The sequence below is a fragment of the Aquimarina callyspongiae genome, from assembly GCF_034322225.1.
In the GTDB taxonomy this organism is placed as follows: domain Bacteria; phylum Bacteroidota; class Bacteroidia; order Flavobacteriales; family Flavobacteriaceae; genus Aquimarina.
Genome location: NZ_JAXLPA010000004.1, coordinates 379,108 through 403,630, shown reverse-complemented (window position 1 = coordinate 403,630; position 24,523 = coordinate 379,108). Strand labels below are relative to the sequence as shown.

Here is a 24,523-nt window from a genome sequence, read left to right as displayed (position 1 = left end):
TTTTGTAACTTTCTGACAACGTAAAAGATAGATAACCCTGTGTCCAATAGTTTTGGATATGGGGTTATTTTGTTAAAAATAATAGTTTAACTAAAATTCAGGGGCTATGGATTCCAACGAAAGTAACAATGAATCGAACAAAAAAAATAAAGAAAGTTCTGAAGTACAAATTGCAAAAATTTCAGCTAATCAAGCTAAAGTAATTGCTTTAATAGGGGCATTAGTTTCTATAATCACAGTAGTTATAACACAATTTGGTGGTTTAATAACATCAGCACAAGAAAATAAGGTAATTTCTTTAGTTGTTGAGGAGTTAAGTAATAGCTCAGTCGATACTATAGAAGGAAAGAAAATAATACGTATATATGAACCTATACCGATTGGAACTATAATCCCATCGGTTTTGAGCTGGAAGGAGTTTTATAAACAAGTTGAAGGTGTAAAGGTTACTAATTTTAATGCGAAACATTCAAAATGGAGCCCTGCAGACGGAAGGAAAGTTGAGTATTCAAAATATTATCAGGATGTAGAAAAAATAGAAGTTCCTGATTTGAGAGGAGTTTTTTTGAGAGGCCTTAACGATTTTGATCCGATTTATAATAATAAACCGAAACACCCTAATCAATTGGATCCCTATGGAGATAATAGAAAGGTCGGACATTTTCAAGAAGACATTATTAAAAATCATAAACATAGGGTAAAAGGAGGAAGTTCCTCTTTTAGGGCAATTTCAGACGAAAGGGGGAAACACGTGATGTCTTTACCGAATTATAATGTAACAGAAGATTCAATATTAATAAAAGAAACCAGACCGAAAAACAGAGCAGTATACTATTACATTAAAATAAATTAATAACCAAAACCAACGAAATGAAAACTATTAACGATGTAAATGATCTGAAAGTAGGTCACGAATTGTACGCACCTGCATTAGACAGGTATTTTGTTGTAGATAGATATGAACATATTGATAAAGATAATATTCAAGACTGGCGTATTTATGTAAGACCTTCTAACAAAAACCCCAAAGAAGATGGTTTTTCAATATATTTGAATGAACTCAAAAGCTTGGATTATCGAATAAGCGATGGTGTAGGAGGTGCCGGTAACGGATGATTTCAAATATAACTTAATAACTTATGGGGACCGAAGAAAATAATATAGATAGAGAAGAAGATTTAATAATTATAGATTTTACAAAAACAATAGATAATCTTGAAAGTAGATCGAGAAAATCTAGGAATTCTTCAAGAATAATATTCTTAATGTTGGTATTGACTGTATTAACGTTTTCTTATCTATTCATAGGGGTTGTTTCTGGATTATTTACTGAAATACGTATGCCTATAGAATCAATTAGATATTCTCAAAAAGATAGACCTCCTACGTTTAATGAAGCTACTAAATACCCTGTTCTTAGACAGTTGGAATATATAAATTCATCAATTAATAATCACTTGAGTGGAGAATTAGTTTCTAAATCAAAGGACTCAGTTGTCAACAATTTAAGACAAGATCTTTCGGAAACATTGAAGATTTATCAAAACGTTAATGATGTATGGAAAGCTGAGAATAAAAAAGAGGAAGATTCTTCAGAATTAGTTAATGCCATAAGAACAAGTATTTTCAGTCTTGGAATAGTTGCTTTTGCAGTTTTATTAATCCAAATTATGATAATGTTTATTCGTTATTATTCGAGATTATCAGAATTGTATGCATCGCAGGCAACAGCTCTAATAGCGTCCAATGGAGATTCTAAATTGGCACAAAGTTTTTTAAACAATTTATCACCTAATGCATTAGAAATAGGAAAAACTCCTGTTTCGCTATATGAAAAAGCTTTAGATACAGTAAAAGAAGTAGCCAAGAATAAATAAAAATGATTTAAATGAATAATTATCAATTCGAATGGTGGCACATACTTATATTCATTGTATTATGGATAGCAGGATCCTGGTTAAATGAATATGAAAGAAAGAATAAGTACAAGAAATGAGTAATATATCAGAAGGTGATAAGGTTCGGTTTATAGATGGAATTAAGGAAAAGACTGTGTTAAAAGTCGATGAAGATTATGCTGATTGTATTTGGTATAATAAATTAGGTGCTGAAATGTTAGGGAGTATACCAATACACTTACTACAAAAAGTTGCTAAATGACCTTATACGAATTCAACCTTTGTACAGATGATAAAAAGATGCGTTCTATAGTTACCTATGGAAAATTCATTCATTCTATTAATGAAGGTAATCTAAGATATGCTTTATATGCTATAGATCGTTTTTTCGTAGAAGTAGAGTACAACAATTCAGATAATAAAATCACTGGATATAAATCGTTTAAAGAGGGTGATCTCTTGCAGAAATATGCCAAATACATTCGTTTGGAAGGATTTTAGTTTTTGAAACTGTTAAAATTGTTTTATCTTACAGTAGGAAAACAATTACAGTACAACTATGTGTTATCACGCTGCTCAGGCAAGAAACGTTCGTATTCTTGAACGTAGATACAATGTAAAAAGAACAGATCTATTTGACATAAGAGATGATGATTGTACAGCTCATCATTTTAACGGGTTTGCGCATCCAGATATGTTATTCATACCTCAGGAGAGTAAGGAAGAACTAATACCTGGTATGTGGGGTATAATGCCACATAATCAATTAGCATCCAAGCAAAACGAATACTACAAAGAGATCGCCCGTGTGGGAGGAGGGTTGAATGCTAAGTGTGAAAGTGCTTTTGATCATTTTATCTACAAGCACAGCATAATGGAAAGAAGATGTATAATTCCTCTTTCTGGTTTTTTTGAGCCACATAAACATAATGGTACACCATATCCCTTTTATTTTGGTGCAAAGGATGAGGATCTATTATCAGTGGCAGGAATCTATTCTTTAACCAGAGATGGAGCTGTAACCTTTACAATGTTTACTAAAGAAGCCAGTCCTTTCTTCTCTAAAATACATAATAGCAAAAATAGGGATGGTCAGTATAGACAAATAGTATTACTGGATAAAGAACTAGAAAAAGAATGGCTTAGAGATGATTTAAATGAGAAACACATTGAAGAGCTTTTTAATGTTCAGTACGATGATGAGTTATTGACTGCACATCCTGTAAGCCGAGATATATTCTCCAGATCAATTGACAGTAATAGAAGTGATATAAAAGAATATGTAGAGCATCCTGATTTAAAGGGAGTATTCTAAATTTCTGACCACATCCACTTTCCAGTGTTTACATTGATATGATAATAGATACCGTCACTTTCAAAGCATTGGTATTTACTAATTAAACCTTTAAATATAGATTTAGCTGCCTTTAATGTGCGTGTACCTCTATAGTTTTGTAATGCATTTGAAAAAGAATATTCTTTTCCCTTAAGATTAGCATAAAACTTACCGGTATTTTTCACTTTAATGTATGAAATACCGTGATAGGCCCTTTCTATTTTGTTATCAATAAAGTGATCATCCACTTGTGGAGCTAACTCAGATTTGTACATGGTTGTAGTTATTTAGCTGGAAACTTTCCAAAATTACGGAATTATTCCATATTATTTATGGTTTTAACGTAATTGGATTGTGTTTAAGTTTCGTGCTAGTATGGGAGTTGCGGGGAATATTCAACCAAAATAGTTAAAATTTTATGTAAGAAACGATAATCAGATAAGTTTTATTAATTTGCTACTCCGACTTAAATTTAACTACTTGAAAGACACAAAAATATTATGAATAAGAAGCTTCTTTTAGGAGCTTTTTGTGTTTCCAATAGTTTAATGTAAAGCCTAAAGAATATTAATAAATATTCAATATTTAGAACATAATAAGAAATGGTAGAACTTAAAATAAAATGGGAGGAATTTGATAGAAAAATTGACTCCTTAAGTAAAAATGGAAAAACAATTTTGAATTCTAAGTTAACAGATTCAATTCAAGAAGAAAGTTTTGTTAAAAATTATAATGAATGGAAAGACACTACAATTAGTTTTTTAGATCATTCTTTCGGAGAAAATAACCAATTGACTAGAGAATTTAAATATAAGAATAACAACAAATTTGGTTTTCTGGGACAACAAGAAAATTCTCAAAATATTTTAAGAGAATTAAAACAAGATTTAAGAAATGAAATTCATTATTTAGATTGTAATAAAAGTATACTCAGGGTTTCTGATTTAATTACAGATCCTTCTAGAATTGATTTAGTTCAAAGAGAAAATTATACCTCAGAGGATATTCTAGAATTGATTTTGGAAAAACTATATAACCTGTATGATGATAATCTGTATCCGATACTACCTATTCTTGTAGGAAACGGAATTAAACTAAAAAGGCATAGAGAAGAGTTCGAATATGTAAAATTATTAGAAGACCAAGGATATGTTCAGAGTAGCAATATCTCAAGACAAGCAGATGCTCAATTAACTTTAGATGGGAAACTTTATATTGAAGAAAAAAGGAAAGCAACCAAACCGGATTATGAATCAATTAGTGATGATATAGAAATCATTGATAAAAAATTAAATGAAATATATGATGAACTTGAAAAGTTAGGATTTGGACAACAAATTATATATCAAGAACTGGAAGAATTAAGAGATCTATTTCCAACTTTAAATAAGAAGAATTGGGGACAACTATTTAAAGGTAAAATAATTGATTTAGGATTATCTCAACTAATAAGCATGGATGTAATGAAAATAATTTTCAAACACGTTACAGATGATATATTAAAACTACCTTAAATAAACTCAGGGTAGTATTTAGCAAAACAATTCCATTTTAAAATACTAAAAATAGTTATATATGAGCGGTTTATTTAATATTGGTTTCGATAGCTCCATTGAATTACTTGGTAAAATTAAGAGAGACAGAGAAACACTTAAAAATGCTATTATTTTACAAGAACAGCCTTTACTGAAAGATTCGGTAATGAATTTCGTTTTAAATAGTTATAGCATTAAAGATTGGCTGAAAAGAGAGGGATACTCTGAAGTCGAGAATTATATTAATGATAATATTGAGTTGAGAATTTGCGCGGATCTATGTAATGGAGCTAAGCATAAAGTATTAACTAGTCGTAGACAGGATGATGATCATATAAAAACTGTTGAACCTTCAGGGATTCGAGCTAGCAGTATGGCCTATACAGCTGGTTCACCCGTAAGAGTTAATTCTTTGACTTATGAGATTCAACTAGAATCTGGTAGAACTTTTGAGATACTTCATTTTGCTAATAGAGTTATTGAATTATGGGAAATACTGTTAACTGAAAGTATTAATTAACTAAGCTTAACACTTGATAAGATATATTATGCCAGCCTTGTCTTTATAACAATGTATTTTATATTAAATTAGACTAAATAAAAATAATATCGTATATTTGATATGTAATATTTAGTTGTAAACAAGTTGTTATTTAGAATAAAGAAGAACCAATTAGATATTTATTGGTTCTTCTTTTTTGATTATGAAAAGGATATTAGTAACATCTTCAGGTATTCAAATTACTTTGGAATCTATACCAGGCAATAACTCGGATAATTTCGAGAATATAGCCAAGGCACTTACCGAACACTTCCAATGTCTACAGGTTAAACCAGAATACGATCACGAAGACATATTATTCAATACAGGACTTATTATAAGTAAAGTTTCAGATAGGGATGATATCGCTTTAATATTCAATAAAGATTTACTGAATTAATCACAAGAAGATATGTTCGATATTGGAAGCATAGTATATCATATAACAGACGAGGTCCAAGAGCCTAGAGTTGTAACAGGAATTGTACACAGGCCTAACAACATATTAACCTACCTGGTAAGTAATAAAGATGGAGAATCTGAATGCTATGAAGTAGAGATTAGTAAGGAGAAAACAGTGCATTAAATAATGGTTAATGAGGAAGCTAACTAAAAAGCAAAAGTTATTCGCTACAGAATTTGTAAAGCTAGGTGATGCATCGGCAGCTTATAGAAAGGCTTATAGTGCATCTAAAATGACCAGTAAAACGATTAATGAGTGTGCTTCTAAGTTATTGAAAAACCCCAAGATAACCGCAAGGGTCCGAGAATTACAGGCTATTGCTGCAGAAGTTGCAGAAAAAGAATTCAAAATTGATTCCAAAGAAATTCTAAATCAGCTGAACATATTTCGCAATAGTCGTATTGATGAGTATGTAGAATTTAAAAACAATAAGTTAACCTTCAAAGACTTTGATAAGCTAACAGGAGAACAATTGATGTGTATAGAATCAATTAAACAAGGGAGAAACGGTATAGAACTTAAGTTACACGGGAAAGACTGGACCATTGAGAAAATAGCAAAACATATTGGGTTTTACGAAAAGGACAATAATCAGAGGAAATCATCTCTAACCATTTTTGAACTACCTGATAATAAAAGAGATTAAAACAATTTGAGTTGAGAGAAAAAACTAAAATCATTAGACCTCAGGATGGTTATCAAATGATGGCCCTTTCTTCTCCAGCTGATATAGTGATTGGAGGAGGTGCTGCCGGAGTCGGTAAGACGTTTTCACTACTTTTAGAGCCTTTACGAAATATACACATTCCAAATTTTGGAGCAGTATTTTTTAGAAGAACTTCACCACAAATACGAGCTGAAGGAGGTTTATGGGATTCTAGCCAGAAACTTTATTCTATGGTAAGTAATGCAACCCCAAAAGAATCAACCCTACAATGGATCTTTGATAAATCTCAAAGTATCAAATTCTCACACTTAGAGTACGAAAAGAATATTTATGATTGGCAAGGATCCGAAATACCTCTTATTTGTTTTGATGAGTTAACACACTTTACACAAAAGATGTTTTTTTATTTACTAAGTAGAAACAGATCAACTTGTGGAGTTAAACCTTATGTTCGAGCTACGTGTAACCCGGATCCTGATAGTTGGGTTGCCTCTTTAATAGATTGGTGGATTGGTGAAGATGGTTTTCCTATTGCGGAAAGACAAGGTAAAGTAAGATGGTTTTTTCGAGATGGTGATACATTTATCTGGGGAGATACAATAGATGAAGTTTATAAACAAGCTAGATACATTATAGATGAGTTTATCAAGGCTTCTAATGGAGAAGCAAAAAAAGAAGATTTTATAAAGTCTCTTACTTTTATTGGAGGTTCAATTTATGATAATAAAGAGCTACTAAAAGTTGATCCAGGATATCTGGGAAATTTAGCTGCACAAGATGAAGATACAAGAAATCAGTTATTAGAAGGTAACTGGAAAGTAGCAATCAATCCTCTAGATGTTTATGAGTATTACGCTTTTCAGGATATGTATAATAATGATTTTGTATGTCAAGGAGAAAGAAAGATCACAGTAGATGTTGCATTAGAAGGTCAGGACAAACTTATTATTAATTATTTTAATGGTGATAGGTGGGAAGATATTAAAGTAATCCCAAAATCTTCAGGTAAAGATGTTATAGATGAAATTAAACAGTTGCAAAGAATTTACCAAGTAAGAAACTCTAGAATTGTATATGACGCGGATGGAGTAGGTGGTTTTATTGGTGGTCAAGGAAATGCATTCATACCGAATGCTTTCGCATTTCATAATGGTGGTAAGGCATATAAAACAGAAGACAAAAGAATATTCTTTAATCTAAAAACTCAATGTTTTGTTTTCTCTGGTGAAAAAGCTAAAAAAGGACAGATATATATATCTGAGAAAGTGGCGAATACGATGTATGATAATAAGATGACTGTCCGTCAAAGGTTAAATTTTGAAAGGAAAGCTATTAAGCTAAAACCTAAGAAAGACGAGGAATCAACTCGATTAATATCTAAAGATGAAATGAAATCCAAATACTTAAATGGTACTAGTACTGATTTACTTGATAGTCTAGCAATGAATGAGGTATTTGAATTATCTAATGCGCAAGTTTTAAAAACAGAAAAGTCACTCTCAGAGATGGGAATAAGTTATTGATATAATGGAAGAATTACTAAGTTTAATTGTAGAAGGAGAAGGCCAGGATTTACAAAAGGCTATTACAGAATTAAGAGTACACGAAAAGGATAGCAAACTAATTGATAATCATAGAAAAGAGGTTTATGAGCTTAATCGTAAATTAAGAACTACCCAGTTAGATAACATAATCTTAGATAAAACTATTAAAAAAGATAATGGGTCTAAAATTGTAAAAAAAGTTAGGGTACCTATTCCTTTTGCTAAGAAGATAATAACTACCTCCACAGCCTTTGAATTTGGTAAGCCAGTAACAATCAAGTTTGAAAATGAAGAACAGCTTTCAAAGGAATTGTTATCAAACTGGAAGTATTTAAGGATGGATAGTAAATTACAAAGGTTATCCATTAATAAGAAAACAGAAACGGAATCGTGTATAATTTTCTACATCACCAATGGGGAAAACCGTAAGATGAAATGTAAAGTACTTAATTCATCTGATGGAAAGATGATACCATATTTCAATGAAGATGAAGATATGACATTCTTCTTATGGATCTTCACTGAAAAAGACGGTGATAAATCTATAACCAACTATTGGATATATGACAAGGATAAAATATACCAGATTAAAGAAACCGAAAATTCATATGAACTGATTGATGAAGTTGAGCACGGTTTCGATAAAATACCAGTAGTGTACGTTAGTCAAGATGAAGTAGAATATTTCGATGTAAAACAGATGATTGATCGTTATGAAGTTGCAATCAGTAAACTAGGTAATTCCAATGATTATACTGGACATCCTATGTTATTTCTTAAGGGAAAAGTAGAGGGAATGCCTGAGAAAGATGATGATGGTAAATTGCTGGCTGCACCTATTACTATTGATAGTGATGGAAAGGAACATTCCGGAGATGCTAAATTTTTGACTCACGATAATGCTCCTGAATCTGTTAGAATGGAACTTGATACCTTGGAGAATCTTATTTATTCGATGACAAGTACTCCAGATGTTTCATTTAGTAATCTAAAAGGAATTGGGAATATTGCAAGTCATTCTATGGAACTTATGTTTTTAGATGCTAAATTAAAAGCTTATTTGAATGAAGGTGATAACCGGACAACGGTACAGAGATGCATCAATGTAATTTTATCGGGTATTGTAACGACCTTAAAAACTTCCTCTAAGAGTCAATTAGAAAATTTAAAGTACGATATAGAATTTAACTCTGTATTACCGAATAATCTACAGGAAATGATAGAGACAATGAGTCAAGGAGTAGTCGGTAAGGTTTTGTCTACAGAAACAGCAGTTAAAACACTAAAATTAACTAGTAACAATCAGAAAGAGATTGATAATATAAAAGATGAAAATGATCAAAAGTCTTTAAAAACAGAGGGTTAGTTTATTTTTTTGTCATTATATTTATTTAGTCTAAATAAAAATAGTAAATTGCATAACAAAATAATTTCAAACAATGAATAAAAAGGAACTTAAAGAAGAACTATTAAAGTTAGGGCTTTCTGAAGAGGTACTTTCGGGCATTGAAAAGGATAAATGGGAAGGGTTGCTTGATACTTTAAAACCTAAGTCTGTTTCTTTTGATGATTTTCTGAAAGATCCTAACAATCAAGGAGAGCTAGACAGAAGAATTACTAAAGCTTTAGATACTCAAAAGAAAAAGCTAGAGAAAGGCAGTAATCCAACACCACCAAACCCTAATGAAGTTAAAGGAGATAAACCAGAATGGTTAGATGGTTTAATTAAGAAAATTGACGATCAGGCTCAAGAAATTAAAGACTTAAAAAAAGGAACAATAGAAAAGTCAAAATTTGATCAAGCTAAAATATTACTTAACAAGTCCAAATTGCCTGATAATCTAAAAGAATCTTGGTTAAATCGTATAGATATAAATTCTGAAACTCCATTAGAAGATCAGGTGAGCGGGTTGTCTAAGGAATATGAATCCTTAACACAATCATTTGCAGATAGTAAAGAATTGGGAGGAAATCCGCCAACTGGATCAAAAGTAAAGCCTGGAATGAGTAAAGACGAACTCAAAAAGGCACTTAATTAATTAATGTTTAAAATTTATTACTCATGGTGTTAGATTTAACCACTACAAAAAATGATTATGAGGCCTTTGATGGTATTGTAATTAAAAACTATGTACATGGTAAAGAAGGCGGGGTTGTTTTAGATTTTACAGGTTTTCCAGATGATGTGGTTTTTGAAGGTCACGGAATTATAAAGGATGGTTCGGATTTCAAACCACAACCTGTTGATGGTTCACAAAGTTCACTATTAGTTGGTGTAGCAAGATCCACAACTCTAAAATCTCATCCAAGCTCTGGACTTATGACTCACGGAACTATTAACAGTGCTGCTGCTAAATATCCTTTTAATGCTGCTTCTATTACTGCATTAAAGGGTTTAGGCGTACATAATCAAGAAGACTAATGGCATTAATAGAAGATATTATAAAAGAAAATTTACAGGATGCTAGTGAAGTTCTGTATGAAAAGATAAATGGAGATCGAGAAGTTCCAGTTTATTTACATGATGCACTTTTAACTCCTGAATACTCAGTGGATATGACATATGAATCACTGAGTGGTGAGTTTTCAAGAGTAACTGCTGATGTAGTTTCATTTGATTCTCCTTTACCAATAAAAAAGAGATCTAGTATTAAAAGTGCTGCAGGGGATATACCAAAACTTGGTTTAAAATTCACAATGAATGAAAAGCAAATGAATAATTTGCGAATTCTTTCTATGACTCCTAAAACTAAATCACAACTTGCTGCCAAAATTTTTAATGATAGTGAGAATTGTATTTATGGTATTAAGGAGCTTTTAGATCAGATGCTATTGAGTTCGATTTCTTCACAAGCAATGCTTATTCCAGAAGAAGGTAATACTGGTACTGCAGTAAGATTGTCTTATGATGTGAATAAAGACAACGTATTCGGAGCAGTGGATAAATGGTCTGGTTCAGATGCTAAGCCAATAAGTGATATAAAAAGAATTATCAGAGCTGCTAGAGATAAAGGTGTCATTCTTCGTGAAATATGGATGGATGTTTATACTATGGAAACATTACTAAGTAACCAACAGGTTAGGGATAATTATGCTTTTACACAAAATTTTGTAGGTGCTAATGTTCCAAATCTTCTTGAGGAGCAATTAATATTATTATTTTCTTCTGTTTTAAAGGTTAACTTAAATGTTATAGATAGAAGTTTTACAAAAGAGAAGAACGGTAAACGTACAGTCGTTGAAGGTTGGGAACCTAATCAGGTGGTATTTACTCCAAGTAAAGATTTAGGAAAATTATTTTGGTCCACATGCGCAGAAGAGTTTTTGCCAGTTGAAGGTGTGGTTTACGCTAAGCCCAATGATTACATTCTTTTATCTATGTCTGGTAAAACAGACCCTGTTAGTCATCAAACATCTGGACAAGCTATTGTAGCACCAATTCTTCAAGATGTTGATGCTATATTTTATTTAGATGTTGAAGAGGCAGCAACTGATGTGCAAACCGAGGGGGATGCTAATTTCGATTATACCACTACTGGAGGAGTAACAGCCGTTTATACTAGATCAAGTGTTATTGATGCTCTTAATTTAGCAAGTAAGAAATCCAAGGCTACAGTTGAAAACACTGATGAAGAATTATTGGATAAAATAAATGCTTTATCAGATAAACAAATCGAAACATTCGAAGCAAATATTGTAGCTGTATAATGTATAGTGCTGAGAACATACAGGCTTTATTTAATAGAATTGGTTGGAGAAATTCTGAATCTGATAAACTCAATGGTATTGTCAATGACGAGAATCGCAAAAGTGACTCTGGAAGATACTTCGAGGATTTCAGTCAATTAATTACTATTCATAATATATATAGTTGTGTTGAAGAGGCTCTCTTAAATGAAAGCCTCTTCAATTTAAAATTAAAGCAACTCAATGAAGCCGTTGTTCAAGATGTACTATCAGGATCATTCAATTATAATAGTAGAAGTTGTTCAATTAAGGATCGAAATATGGTGATTGAATCATATCCAGATTCTTTTGATGATGCTATGGGTTACGGGATGGCCGTTAGATGTTTAAATATGATGATTAGTAGTCAACGACAAAACGTTTATAAATCACAGATTTTGGATATTTATGATGAAATGATGATCCAATTGAATGGTATATATGATAATGGAAGAGTTGTATCTGAAGGTCTGATTCATAAATATGAAAAAGCTTTAAAAAAGACTTCAGAGTGTATTGTAGGGTTTGATGGTGTTATTGTGAATTCTATAGAGTTATGGTAGGATTGAAAAGTGAAATATATGGTATTGATAAACCAATTTCAGTAATAAATAATGAGTTATCAAAGAGTCTAAGTTCGATTGGTAATATCAAGATTTATGATCGGTGTTATAAAAACCTCGATAATAATGAAAAAATTATTCCTCAAGTATATGTAGGAGGTGGGGAATATAAAACACCACATTTGAATGATAGAGATCTTATTACTTTCATATTGGATTCTGATAATCATTCTACAGTTGATAGTAGGTTGTTTAAGGCTAAGATTAAAATAGTTTGTATTTCTAATTTATCAGTTTTAACTAATAATAGAAATGATTCTTACTTACAGCAATTATTTAAAAATACAGTTGAGAGATGTTCTAAACAATTTTTCAAGATAAATGAAATTCAAAAAGGACATCGAGGAATATTTGCTGGCTACGATTATAAACAATATAAATTCTTAGATACTCAACCATATCATATGTTTTCAGTTAATGGAGAAATAGAGTATTACTTAACAAAGAAATGTAATGACTAAAAAAAGTGAAAAACCTATAGAGGATAAAAAGGAATACACCTGTATTTCGATTATCAATTTAGGTTCAAATAAAAACGGGACTGCTAAAAAATCATATAAGCCATTTGATAAAATAATGCTTAATGATAAGCAGGCTGGAATATTGTTAAAACAAAAAAAGATTAAATAATGGCGACAGTTGGGGAAGTTATAAATAAAGTTTGTTCTGCTGGATCTGGTGCATTGGGAATGAATTTAAAACGAGGAGCTTTACAGGTTTTGGTTAAGGCGGATAAAGCATTGTTTTTTACTCCAGGTACCGAATTAGATCCAAGTAGAGAATTTGATGCTGCATACTTTCAAGAATTACAAATTGATGGGAAAGTTCTTGTTGTGGATGGGATACAGAATTTTGCAGAGGTTGGAAACGATGATAACACGGATACTAAAACCGATGATACTCAGATCGTAACTAACGAAGGGAAGTACAAATTTGAATTAGGTTTTAATCAAGGGATATATCGAAATAGACAATTAGAATCTCTTCAAGGTTTTGGAAAGTATGCAACAGCCTTCATTGATAGAGAAGGTAATTGGTTATTGACCAAATCTAACTCTGGAGGAGCCAAAGGATATAGAACTGGCCAGATCAAAAATGGAAAGTACGTTTTTGGAACTACTCAAGCGGGAGAGGAATCAAAAATAATGTTTCAATGGTTAGATCGTTTTGAATTTGATAGGAATTATGTATTCATTCCAGAATGTGAGTTTAATGGAGATTATACTCTTCTTGAAGGAATATCTCAGGTTAGTTTGAGTTTGGTTAATACACCTTCAAATACCGATACGACTATTACATTTAAAGCGGTATTAGATCAGGATCAAAAGACTCCGGTAACAGGATTGGATATTGCTAATGTTATTCGATTTAGAAACGGTGGTACTGCTCAGGCTGTGACACCTGTTGCAACAAGTATACCTGGAGTATATACGGCAACGGTGACTGCTGTATCAACAGATGATCTAATAGATTTAAAAATACATAATTCATCCACATCAAAAGATGTAATAAAACTGGATGATTATTTATATAAATCGGCTCTATTAACAGCAACAGTTGTATAATAAAACCCCTGATGTTTATCGGGGGAAATTTTCTTTCATGATAACTGCAGTTTCTCCATATTTAGACACCATAAAAAGTATAAAAAGTGGTATATTTATAGAAGCTGAACGTATCATAAAAGAGAACGAAAGGGAAATATTAAATTATCTTAGATACGATCAGTTATTCGATAAGGGAATTGATGGAACCGGTAAGAAAATGAAGCCGTATGTGGAGTCGACAAAAAGGCTAAAACGCAAGACGGGTTTGCCTTCAGATCGAAGAACGCATTTTCAAACAGGGAAACACTATCAAAACTTTTATACTGAAGTTCGTAAAAAAACTCTAGAAATTCTTAGTAATACAAGAGCCAAGAATGGATTTGATTTAGGTGAATACCTTAATCTAAATAATGGCGGTAGAGTATACGAACTTACCAAAGAGAATAACGACAAAATTAATGATGAAATAATCTTTCCAAAATTGATAGAATGGGTATACAACCAGTTAATAAGCTAAGATATTATAGAAGTTGCAATGAGATTCCTGTTTGGAATTTTAATGAAATGGTAAAGTGCCAGGATTATAACTGGTTAATTTACGATTATGATGGTTACTCTAAGTATGATGGCCAGATTGATGTACCAGAATGTGAAAAGATTTGGGAAAATCTAAGAAATGAGTTCTTTAAACTAAGTAATAATCAGGCTTCAATGCAAATAATTTGGCTGGAAGCCGAAATAGATTACTTAAAACGTAGGTTTGAAATTGTATTTGCATTGTTAGGTCCGCTAATTTCAAATAGTGTAAGTGCGAAAAACAAACCTAAATTTATTGACCATCTAAGAAGATGGCGATATTATATCGATTCAAGTCAACCTCTCAAAACAGAGTTAGAAAAACTCACAAAACAACATCAGTCCTCTAAAATAGCCATTACTAGAAAAGAAAATGAGTTGAAAAGTTTAATTGATGATGCAGCTAGTAAGGATATAAATGTTTTTAGACAGAAAATTAAGCTACAGAGGGTTCTAACAATGCAAATTGACTTAAGAAAAACTCCTGTTACTGAATGGGTAGAAATGTTTAATGAAGCTGCTGAGATTATAAAAGAATCGAAGCGTGGGGAACGAGATAAAAGCAATAAATGAAGCGATAGCATTAGTTAATAAACTTGAAGGTGAAGTAGAGAGTTTAGAAGCTAGAGTTTTATCATTATCAGATTCCTCCCTAAAAGCAGGTAAGAGTGTCACAAGCATCAAATCTCCTAAAGATCTTTCTGCACAACTTCAAAATAGTAAAAAACTTAGTGAGGAGTTAACCACAATATATCAGAAGCAACAAATCACGATCAATCAACTTAAGAAACAAGTTGATGCACTTAAAAAAGCACGCACGGGTTCGGGTAAAGCTGCTACCGAAGAAGAAAGACAATTAAAAAGACTTGAACGTTCACAGATCAAGTTAAAACAGTCATATAGTGATGTTGAAAGACAGATAATTAGAAATCAACAACGATCTTCTGAAAATAGACGTAATATTCGAAGAGAAGAGTCTTTGTATGGTCGAATTTCTATAAAGCTTAAAAAAACTGCAGAAGAGTACAAGGAGATATCTTTAAAAAAACAGCTTTTTAACAACATATCAGAGAAGGAAGAGAGAAGATTACAGCTTCTTGAAAAAAGGATTGATAAATACAGAGGTGCTTTGGTTAAAGCCGATGAGCGCACAGGTAATTTTAGTAAAAATGTTGGTAATTATAAATCTGGTTTCGATGGATTGGGAAACTCTGTAAATCAATTAACCAGGGAATTGCCTGCATTTACTAATTCTGCTCAGACTGGTTTTCTTGCTATTTCTAATAATATTCCCACTCTTGTCGATGAAATAAATCGACTGAGATCAGCTAATAAGGCTTTAGCTTCTGAAGGAAAACCAACTAAAAATGTACTTACTCAATTAGGCTCAGCGATATTTAGTTGGCAAACCGCAATCTCCATTGGAATTACACTGCTAACGGTTTACGGAGCAGAATTAGTTGAAATGGCTTTCGGTTTATCAGAAGCCGAGAAAAGACAACAAAAACTTAATGAGGCTGTAGCGAAAGGAAACGCAGAAGCTAAAAATGCTAGTGCTGAGTTAAGAACTTTGAAATCCATAGTTACTGATACGACAGCATCTGAAAAAGCAAGAGAAGGAGCCTTAACACAACTTAAAGATACTGTGGTTGAGCTTAGGGATGTAGAGTTGGATCAGGCAGGTGCTATGGAAAAAATAATTTCATTGACTGATCAGTATATTGAAGCTACTGAAGCTAGAGCGAAGGCAGATGCATTTGCACAATTGGCTGCTGAAACGGAAGCGGAAATAATTCGAAGAAAAGCTGCTTCACTTCAAGATGAAGCTAAATGGTATGATTTCGTATTATCTGCGGTTAACAATTATGGTAACGGTGTATTAGCTTCAACAGGAGCATTTGAAAGAGCTTCTAAAAGACGTAGTGAAGGATTAGATTCAGAGCAGAAGTTTCTAACAGCTGTAAATGATAAGGTTAAAGAATATTTACAAAAATCATTCGAGTTAGAAGATGGTTTAAAAGGTTTAGAAAAAGGGGGTAAAAAGGCTAACAAGATTAGAAAAGATGAAGTAGGAGTCATTAATGAACTCATAGATACCTATGAGAACCTGATTAAAGCTCAGAAAAACAATGTATTGTTTAACGAAAGTTCAACTGTACAGGAAGTTGAGAATGCAATTCAAAAAATAAAAGAACTCAGGAAGGATATAGAAAACCTTCAATTGGGGATTTTAGAAGATGAAAAGATAATTTCTATACCAATAGATTTCGAAGTTCCTGAGGATAATGAAATAGTACAACTTCTAGATAACGTTAACAAAAAGCTTAAGGGACAACTTGATGATCTAAAGGCCTCTAATAAGGCTACATTTGAAGAAATAGCTAAAGATGCGGTTAATTATATAAATCAAATTGTTCCCATCTTTAGGAGTTTCGCACAGGCCAAACTACAGAGATATGATGATGAAATTCAGAAGAATAATGAATTCTATGCTAATGTCCTGGCAAGCGAAAGATTTTCGGAAGAAGAACGATCTCAAATAGAAGCACAACGAGAGGCAAAAGAAGAGCAAATACGGAAGAGGAAAATTCAGGAAGAAAGAAGGCAAGCTATATTTGAAAAGGCATTGGCTATTTCCAAAATTGCTATTAATACTGCAGTGGCCGTTTCAAAAGTACTTGATAAACCTTTTTTAATTGCTGCTACAATTGGATTAGGTTTAGCACAAACTGCAGCCGTAATTGCTACTCCTATCCCACAATATGAATTTGGTAAACCTACATCTGATAATTATGAGGGAAATGCTATTTGGGGGGAAAAAAGAAGAGAGGTTAAATATAACCCAAATACAGGTAGAATTGAGGTTTCTCCTAACAAACCAACTCTAACCAATGTTAAGAAAGATGATATTATATATCCGTCGATAAATGCATTTAATCGAAGTATGAGTTTTGAAGATATTGATAGAGCTTCATTGATGACAAATATGTATTCTAATGGGGTTAATAGTTATGATACCAATATCATCTTAGATAGATTATTACATAAGTATTCAGGTCAACTAGAAAAAGAAGTTTCAAGAGCAATAAGGAAGGTTAAAATAAATAGCACCTATTATGCTCCTGATATAAAAATTGATGATTCAACTAGAAGAAGGGTGAAATAATGTTTGATGATAGAGTAAGATATAAGTTGATTTCAGAGGAGTATGGTGAATTAGTACTATCTAATGATCCTATATCAAATGATGGTGGTGCTTTGAATTGGTTTGATATCCCCAGAACCATAGAACGAGGTAGAAATGTGTTGTCCTTTATGACTACCTATATCGAGCAATTAACTTTTATAAAAGAAGGAGCTTCATATCTAAGAAGGTACTTCGATCAATATGCACCTAATGGAAGAATATTTTTAGAAGTAGCTATAAGAAATCCTATTACAGATATTTTCGAAGTTGATTTTATTGAAGATATCAACATGCAAGAGTTTGAGGATGTAGATGAAAAGGTAACAGTTAAAATAATATCCGGTGGATTACAAGAACAAATAGATGCTCAACTCAACGAAAAATATGAGCTTGACAGAACTACTTTCAAAGATGGAGAATTCACAACACCTACTGATATAGATGGTAATGAAATAAGTGACTTAGAGTATCAAACACTTGCGTTGCCTGGAAGGAGGCTTTTTAATCGTAGTTTTTTAGAAAATAAAGAATCCTTCACCCATATAGCGGAGAGTGAGCCAGCACTGGGTATAAATACTACTAATTTCATCAGTGATCATAATATCATCTATGAGAGTGATGATTCAGTACATTCAGTTATTGGATTTGATGGGATTGAAGGAGGAAGAAAGGTACTTTTTAATGGTAATTGGTTATTAACTAACGGTCAGTTTTTCTATGGTCCCAGTGATAGAACAAGAACTTTAAAAATAACATTTACAGCTATTGATCCAACTGTCAGCTTTGGAACCAATTCGAGTGGAAGATCTCTAACTCATTATTTAGTTATTGCAAAAGAAGGAAACCCTGGAGAATATGCTGGTTTCACGCAAGATCATATAGTCATAAAACAGTTTAACGGATCCGAATCTAATTTTTCCTTTAAGGAAGAAATCATAGTTAATTTAAAAAAGGATGAAGTACTTGCCTTTGTTACCAATCTATCAGCACAAGCCAATGGACCTAGCACATATTCGGTTAATAAGAAGAGCATTAAAATATTTATAGAAGAGGATAGCGAATTCCCTGCCACAACAAATAACTGTCTTAGATTTAAAGATGCGATAGATCGAATAACTGAGATTATTACAGGAAAAAAAGGTTTAGTAATATCTGATTTCTTTACAAATGGGATATTCAAGGACCTAGTAATTGCTGGTGGTAAGATGATTCGAAATATCCCTAAACTTAATGAAGATCAAGAACCTTTAGATAAATTAGAGAGTCTAACAATCTCACTAAAAGATCTTATGACCATAGATGGTTATTTAGCTTCGGGATATGGAGTTGAAAAAACAGATTTTGGTGATAGAGTTGTAGTAGAAGATTTAAGATATTTCTTTCAAAATGTTATAACTATCGATCTAGGAGAGGTATATGATTATAAAGAAACACTAAACAAAGATTATCTATGGGGTGGAGCTGAGTTTGGGAATGATAAAGCAGGAGAGTATGAAGAGCAATTCGGGTTGTTTGAAACTAATGCCAAAAACGCCTATGGATTTCCTACTACTAAAGTTGAGGAGATATTTGACGGGATCAGTAAGTTAAGAAGCGATTTAATAGCAGTAGAGTTTTTAAGAAGGAAAAATATAGAAATAGCTCCTACTGAAGATACGCCTTATGATAAGGAAAACTTCATATTTGATTCTAAGATTATCAATAACGTATACACGCCTAGGGTATGGCAAGATGATCTTGAATCGAAACCAACAAAATTGTATGATCCTGATAGCGCAGGTAATTTTAGGCTCTCACCATTACAATCAATGTTAAGATGGAGTTGGTTTTTTGGATCAAGTTTATACAAATATCCAGAGGACTATGTTAGATATAAAAGTAGTACGGGATATTCAGGAATGATCACAAAATATCCTGATAAACCAGAAAGATCGGAAGATGGTAATATTCAGATTAAAGAATTCGATACTCCTAGAATTAGCTCTAAATCCATAGAATGCAGCACTAAACTAACATATAATCTTAGAAAACAAATATTGGGTTCAACTACAATAAAGGGTAGGAAAGTCCCAAATGTATATTGTTTAGCAAGATATACCTATAAAAATAAAGAAGCGCAATACGGATGGATCTTAAAAGCAGAGTTAACCAGACAAGCGAATTTTAAACTTATTAAAGCACTTATATAATGCCTAGTGAAATTCTACTACAGTTCAATAATTTACCAAGCATTGATGAGGGCATTGCCTTAGGTCAACACCCATCATTAGGTAATATATTTCCCTCTTTTAAAACACAAAGAACAGGTTTTAATCAAGTTACTATAGGTATAAACAATGTGTCACAACGTAGTCAATTCAGATTCGCATTTGATACTGATTTTAATGTATTTAATGAATTTGAACTTACCGATGAGGCGAGCATACCTGGAACTAGCGGTTTTGATAGGTTAAGAATAAAATATAATGGAGGTCAAAACTTCTTTAATAATGCAACAGACTTTACAGGTGGAGATATTACAATAGTAAGTATAACCAATAGTCCTGATCTAGTGCCGTTGTCGGTTACTTCGTTTGAATATCAGGAGAATGCTATTAATCCTTGTACTAAGATTAATCTTAGTCTAACTACCACAGCTCAAATAGATTTTGTACGTTTTTCTGGTAATGTAATTAACATCAATACCAATCCATTTACTTTAGAACTTGATAGAGGTTTGATTTATAAGATTTACTTCTACGTTGGATTGGAAGAACACGTTCAAACTTTTTATCCACCAACTCAGTTTTTTATAAATAGAGTGGATCAAAATCTTACTCCGAATGGCTATAATCTAACAGTTGACATTACTGCTGATAATTCATTGAATAATCAGATTATTAATGAACTTGAGTATAGTTTAGATGATGTTAATTGGCAATTATCTTCAAGTTTTACAGGATTAATCCCTGACGATTATATTATTCGTGTAAGAGATCCTTATGGGTGTAAAAAACAAATTAACTATACCATTGTTGATGATCAATCCAGCGTAGAACGATTAGATCCATACTTTGAGATAAGCAAACTTAATAGCTTTCATTTTGCTTTACAGGATGACAAGAAATTTGAGAACTTCAACAACACTTTAAGTTATGAAGAGTCAGGATTAAACTATCATAATTTTAGACATCTTGTTCAGCAAGATGATATCATTCCTATACAGTTCAGAAGTAATTACGACATACATAACTGTAAGCTCATTGATGTAAATGATAATGAGACTGTTTTAGATGTAGTCAAAAAGAGTAATAATATCAACATCTTTGATTCGAGAGATGGGTATCTAACATTATTGGAGGATAACTTCGTGGGTGTATTCTTAAATGGAGGGAATGTATACGATCCGATTACTAATGATGTAACGGGCCAGAATACTATTATAAAAAGGATACCGTCATTTTATACCATTGGTAGGTTTATAAAACTTGGAATTCTGGGTTGGTATCAAATAACCAGTGTATTCTATGATGAAACATTGCAAGCTTGGGTAGCTGGTACCAATTATATAGCAGGTTCTGTCACTTCAGATCCGATCATATTAACGGTTAATTACAACCAGTTGAATTACGAGGTGTATGAATTTACTCCGGATTTTACATCGTTAGAAGCTTGTTATCAAATACAATTACAAGCTTCAAACGATAATGAAATTGTGACATATCTAAGTGAAATCATAGATGTCAGAGTAGAACATCCAAATACGCATGAATTAAAATGCAGCAATACGGAAAATAATGAAATCAATTATCAAACTGGGATTACGCACCTTTTAAGACTTCCTTATATCACTAATCGCGAAATCAATCCAAATATTGAAGTTGAAACAAATAGGAGTGATACTAAGATATCACATCTACGAGGAATGGTTACGGACAGGGTAAGATTTGAATTCTGTTTTGTTCCTGGTGCAATTGTCAAGAAGATTGCTAGAATGGTAGTGTTAGACAGGCCGTTTATAAATGGTATTGGATATACAGATCCCGACATTGATTCAGAAAAACTCGGTAATACTAATTTATACGATGTCACGGTGGAGTTAACACCTTCAAATGAACAATTTCAAACTAATAGTAATCTTAGAGTAGTATCCAATTTAGATACAGGAGGCTTTATAGAAGTTGCACAAGGTGAAGGCTTTATAAGGCACGATAATTAATTTTTTATATTAATATTTATTTAGTCTAAATAAAAATAAGTATTTTTGAATATGCAAACGGTGGAGGAGAGATTATCAAGACTAGAAGGAATAGTTGCAGCGGGTAAATCGGGAAATGAAATAACCGAAGTTACCAATCTACAGGCAAATGATCTAATTTATTTGTTCACCACTTCAACCGGTAAATCTGGAGTAATAACATACAATAGCCTTCAATCATTGCTAGCTACCGGGGGTATTACATTTGAGAGTTCTGGGAACTCTGTTATTGTCAAGCAGAATGATGTTGCAAAACTAACAGTTAGTAAGGTAGGGCGGACTGGGCAATATTCAGATTTATTGAATGCTCCAGAAATCAAAAATTTCTTTGAGGTTAAAAACGTTGGATTGCTCAGTGATATAGATGAACCAGGTTTTTACGTAGTTACAGCTTTAAATAGTTATCTAATTAATGCGAAATCATTTAAGTTTAAGACGAACTATTCTTTTCAAAGCTTAAACATCAATCCACTAGATATAACCTTATTAGTAAAAGATAAAGGTGTTGTGGATACTGCTGCAGTGGATAACGTTTTTGGTGTACCCACTAATACAATTACTGTTACTCAGTATAACGACCTCTTTTCTCAACAACCTAATAATGGAGAGATAGCTAAAGTAGATTCAGTTGTGATATCAGGACAATCTGAATTTATATCCTATTATCAGTATAACTTAAATAAAAATGAGTGGTTTCCTATTTATGTGGAAGTACTTTCAGGGTTTACTAATTTTCAAGTTGGTTATGTGGATTACGAAGAAGATATCGAAGATCTATCGTATTTGATACTTAAAAGCACTGATAAATATGCTATTTATAATGTAGATACTGGGATAACTGGTTTGCAGACATTAGCAGAAATAAAAACTAGTAAGCAGTTTGAAGGTGAATTTAATCTTCAAAATGATATAATCGGTAATGTAAAGTTTTCCAATAGTGTTGTAATCAATCTTATTTTCGAGTTTGAACGATTCAACATCAATCTTGATTATCTTAAAGAGAGTAATCTAACCAATTTTTATTGTCAGATCAAAAATAGTAATCAAAAGTACTTTTTTAGACAGACTGTAAAATCTTACGAACTTGAATTTGATAAGTCGTTCCTGAAAATTCAACCTTTACCTTTAGATAGTACTTTAGAATCGTATAATTCAGGATTAAGATTTAGAAATGCTTACTTCAAAAACACCAAAATACAAGCGTCTACTAATTATGGAGATGTGTGTGTTTCAGGATCCATTGCAATACCGGAAAAAGATATTGTTACTTCACAATATGATTTATTAGATCATTTCTTAGTTGCTGATGAAGATGGCCTGATAAGCCCTAATACGGATATCGGTTTTATAAAGGTTGAATCGGAATGTTATATACAAGATTTTTCTAACAATCAAGCTTCGGATATTGATAATCTAAATACAGGTTATAAGTCTTCTGGATACACTCAAGGTACTAACGTAATTATTTCAGATATTGATACTAATCATCGGGATCAGATGATTGATTTTTTCAATTTTAAATACCCTGAATTCTCTTCAGGAAATGATGTTATAAAAAATCCTTCTGATAGCACTGCAGTATCGAGTCTTCAAGACATTAATTTTTCAGCATTACCTAAAAAACTAGAAGCACACTTAATATTTGATGGAATAGGTTCTAACTTAGAAAGAGATAGGAGAACTGAACCGGGTATTCTTTTAGTTTCTGCACATTATAGTAATACAAACGAAAGACAAGATTTAGTATTGAACTCTACAGATTTCTTTTTAAATACGATCATTGTTAGAGGTGGAAATTTAGCAGAGAATACAACTACAGCTACTAGTTCATATGGATTTGGGGTTGAATTTGTAGAACCATCAAGATTAGATGATATACCTGGAGATACTACTTCAATTTCTTCGATTACTTCAAATGCAATTCACGCACAATCACCTGCAGCAGCATTTGTAGCTGCTAAGTTCAAAAAAATCAAAGATCTTACCGGAGTTAGTTGGAATCTTATTCGTAAAGCTGCAAGACAAACAGCTCAAAAGAATAGTGCATTTTGGAATATGTTTGATGGTTATGGAATAGTTGATGTAGATGCAGCAATAAACCTTATAAATAATGATTGGAAACTGAATTGGTTAAAAGATGACCTATCCAAAAAACTGAATCATAGACTAGGAATAGATTCTATAATGGGGTTAAGTGATCTACAAATGGATACTCCTATACCCAAAAGGATATTTGAAGAAAATCTAGGCTCTATTATTAAGCAATCATTTATACCGACTATAATCGATAACGGAGGAGGAGCAACATTTACTGCAGCAACTGCGACAGGTCATTATATTGAACATCCTGGTTATTATATAGTAACATTAGAAATATCATCCATTACCGTAACAGACACACCATCAGGAACAGTAAGAATTCAAGGATTTCCATTTCCAATAACAGAGAATGGATCATTGAGTTGTGGCTTAATGACAAATTTGGGATTCAACTGCTATTCAATTAATGCTAGACTAACTAACAATGGAGTAACTCTATTTGTTCAGACCACCTTAGATCAATCAATCAACACGCCGCTAGATGGAGCGGGATTTAATACAGGCACCACTATAGAATTATCGGGAATAATATTTAAGGGGTAA

General features: G+C 32.3%; 27 protein-coding genes. 26 read left to right on the top strand and 1 reads right to left on the bottom strand.

The genetic code is table 11. The features are described 5' to 3' along the window. Positions 1-106: 106 nt before the first annotated feature. The 6 genes from U0D62_RS18300 (at position 107) to U0D62_RS18275 (ending at position 3,213) form a co-directional block, all read left to right on the top strand. On the top strand, positions 107-853 hold the full coding sequence (locus U0D62_RS18300) for a hypothetical protein (protein ID WP_322288777.1): 747 nt from the start codon (positions 107-109) through the stop codon (positions 851-853). A 17-nt stretch (positions 854-870) separates the two neighbouring features. Beyond that, positions 871-1,116, top strand: a complete 246-nt coding sequence (locus U0D62_RS18295) for a hypothetical protein (protein WP_322288776.1) — start codon at positions 871-873, stop codon at positions 1,114-1,116. A 23-nt stretch (positions 1,117-1,139) separates the two neighbouring features. Continuing rightward, positions 1,140-1,877, top strand: a complete 738-nt coding sequence (locus U0D62_RS18290) for a hypothetical protein (RefSeq protein WP_322288775.1) — start codon at positions 1,140-1,142, stop codon at positions 1,875-1,877. A gap of 115 nt (positions 1,878-1,992) precedes the next feature. Further along, on the top strand, positions 1,993-2,160 hold the full coding sequence (locus U0D62_RS18285; protein ID WP_322288774.1) for a hypothetical protein: 168 nt from the start codon (positions 1,993-1,995) through the stop codon (positions 2,158-2,160). Continuing rightward, the gene (locus tag U0D62_RS18280) at positions 2,157-2,399 is read left to right on the top strand and encodes a hypothetical protein (RefSeq protein WP_322288773.1); all 243 of its coding nucleotides are present in this window, start codon (positions 2,157-2,159) and stop codon (positions 2,397-2,399) included. Before U0D62_RS18285 ends, U0D62_RS18280 begins: the two co-directional genes overlap by 4 nt. Before the next feature lie 58 nt (positions 2,400-2,457). Continuing rightward, a complete protein-coding gene (locus U0D62_RS18275) occupies positions 2,458-3,213 on the top strand; it encodes an SOS response-associated peptidase (RefSeq protein ID WP_322288772.1) in 756 nt (251 codons plus the stop codon). Here U0D62_RS18275 and U0D62_RS18270 read toward each other — a convergent pair. Further along, positions 3,210-3,509, bottom strand: a complete 300-nt coding sequence (locus U0D62_RS18270; RefSeq protein ID WP_322288771.1) for a hypothetical protein — start codon at positions 3,507-3,509, stop codon at positions 3,210-3,212. The two genes, U0D62_RS18275 and U0D62_RS18270, sit on opposite strands and share 4 nt — an antisense overlap. A 327-nt stretch (positions 3,510-3,836) precedes the next feature. Between U0D62_RS18270 and U0D62_RS18265 the strand changes: the two genes are divergently transcribed. From U0D62_RS18265 to U0D62_RS18170, 20 genes are all read left to right on the top strand, one after another. Further along, positions 3,837-4,748 (top strand): hypothetical protein, encoded by a 912-nt coding sequence (locus U0D62_RS18265; protein WP_322288770.1) that lies wholly within the window; start codon positions 3,837-3,839, stop codon positions 4,746-4,748. Positions 4,749-4,809: 61 nt separating this feature from the next. Next, complete coding sequence (locus U0D62_RS18260) at positions 4,810-5,289, top strand: hypothetical protein (RefSeq protein WP_322288769.1); 480 nt, start codon at positions 4,810-4,812, stop codon at positions 5,287-5,289. Between the two features lie 184 nt (positions 5,290-5,473). Next, on the top strand, positions 5,474-5,710 hold the full coding sequence (locus tag U0D62_RS18255; protein ID WP_322288768.1) for a hypothetical protein: 237 nt from the start codon (positions 5,474-5,476) through the stop codon (positions 5,708-5,710). 12 nt (positions 5,711-5,722) lie between these two features. Then, a complete protein-coding gene (locus U0D62_RS18250; RefSeq protein WP_322288767.1) occupies positions 5,723-5,896 on the top strand; it encodes a hypothetical protein in 174 nt (57 codons plus the stop codon). Between the two features lie 10 nt (positions 5,897-5,906). Next, positions 5,907-6,419, top strand: a complete 513-nt coding sequence (locus tag U0D62_RS18245; RefSeq protein ID WP_322288766.1) for a terminase small subunit — start codon at positions 5,907-5,909, stop codon at positions 6,417-6,419. 11 nt (positions 6,420-6,430) lie between these two features. Continuing rightward, on the top strand, positions 6,431-7,963 hold the full coding sequence (locus tag U0D62_RS18240) for a terminase large subunit domain-containing protein (protein WP_322288765.1): 1,533 nt from the start codon (positions 6,431-6,433) through the stop codon (positions 7,961-7,963). A gap of 4 nt (positions 7,964-7,967) precedes the next feature. Beyond that, positions 7,968-9,350, top strand: a complete 1,383-nt coding sequence (locus U0D62_RS18235; RefSeq protein ID WP_322288764.1) for a phage portal protein — start codon at positions 7,968-7,970, stop codon at positions 9,348-9,350. A 73-nt stretch (positions 9,351-9,423) separates the two neighbouring features. Continuing rightward, on the top strand, positions 9,424-10,023 hold the full coding sequence (locus U0D62_RS18230) for a hypothetical protein (RefSeq protein ID WP_322288763.1): 600 nt from the start codon (positions 9,424-9,426) through the stop codon (positions 10,021-10,023). Between the two features lie 23 nt (positions 10,024-10,046). Further along, on the top strand, positions 10,047-10,406 hold the full coding sequence (locus U0D62_RS18225) for a hypothetical protein (RefSeq protein WP_322288762.1): 360 nt from the start codon (positions 10,047-10,049) through the stop codon (positions 10,404-10,406). Beyond that, complete coding sequence (locus U0D62_RS18220) at positions 10,406-11,692, top strand: major capsid protein (RefSeq protein WP_322288761.1); 1,287 nt, start codon at positions 10,406-10,408, stop codon at positions 11,690-11,692. Before U0D62_RS18225 ends, U0D62_RS18220 begins: the two co-directional genes overlap by 1 nt. Beyond that, positions 11,692-12,273: a hypothetical protein gene (locus U0D62_RS18215; RefSeq protein ID WP_322288760.1), complete on the top strand. Its 582-nt coding sequence runs from the start codon at positions 11,692-11,694 to the stop codon at positions 12,271-12,273. Before U0D62_RS18220 ends, U0D62_RS18215 begins: the two co-directional genes overlap by 1 nt. Beyond that, entirely contained in the window at positions 12,267-12,794 is a 528-nt protein-coding gene (locus U0D62_RS18210) for a hypothetical protein (RefSeq protein WP_322288759.1), read from the top strand. The genes U0D62_RS18215 and U0D62_RS18210 overlap by 7 nt, the downstream gene beginning before the upstream one ends. Then, complete coding sequence (locus U0D62_RS18205) at positions 12,787-12,963, top strand: hypothetical protein (protein WP_322288758.1); 177 nt, start codon at positions 12,787-12,789, stop codon at positions 12,961-12,963. Before U0D62_RS18210 ends, U0D62_RS18205 begins: the two co-directional genes overlap by 8 nt. After that, positions 12,963-13,898 (top strand): hypothetical protein, encoded by a 936-nt coding sequence (locus tag U0D62_RS18200; protein WP_322288757.1) that lies wholly within the window; start codon positions 12,963-12,965, stop codon positions 13,896-13,898. Before U0D62_RS18205 ends, U0D62_RS18200 begins: the two co-directional genes overlap by 1 nt. A 37-nt stretch (positions 13,899-13,935) precedes the next feature. After that, positions 13,936-14,397 carry a hypothetical protein gene (locus U0D62_RS18195; protein WP_322288756.1) on the top strand — a complete coding sequence of 154 codons (462 nt, stop codon included), beginning with the start codon at positions 13,936-13,938 and terminating at the stop codon, positions 14,395-14,397. Then, complete coding sequence (locus tag U0D62_RS18190) at positions 14,370-15,029, top strand: hypothetical protein (RefSeq protein ID WP_322288755.1); 660 nt, start codon at positions 14,370-14,372, stop codon at positions 15,027-15,029. Before U0D62_RS18195 ends, U0D62_RS18190 begins: the two co-directional genes overlap by 28 nt. After that, positions 15,001-17,622, top strand: a complete 2,622-nt coding sequence (locus U0D62_RS18185; RefSeq protein ID WP_322288754.1) for a coiled-coil domain-containing protein — start codon at positions 15,001-15,003, stop codon at positions 17,620-17,622. Before U0D62_RS18190 ends, U0D62_RS18185 begins: the two co-directional genes overlap by 29 nt. Continuing rightward, positions 17,622-19,832, top strand: coding sequence for a hypothetical protein (locus U0D62_RS18180; protein WP_322288753.1), 2,211 nt, complete (start codon positions 17,622-17,624; stop codon positions 19,830-19,832). The genes U0D62_RS18185 and U0D62_RS18180 overlap by 1 nt, the downstream gene beginning before the upstream one ends. Then, positions 19,832-21,841: a hypothetical protein gene (locus tag U0D62_RS18175; RefSeq protein ID WP_322288752.1), complete on the top strand. Its 2,010-nt coding sequence runs from the start codon at positions 19,832-19,834 to the stop codon at positions 21,839-21,841. The genes U0D62_RS18180 and U0D62_RS18175 overlap by 1 nt, the downstream gene beginning before the upstream one ends. Before the next feature lie 51 nt (positions 21,842-21,892). Further along, positions 21,893-24,523 (top strand): hypothetical protein, encoded by a 2,631-nt coding sequence (locus U0D62_RS18170; RefSeq protein WP_322288751.1) that lies wholly within the window; start codon positions 21,893-21,895, stop codon positions 24,521-24,523.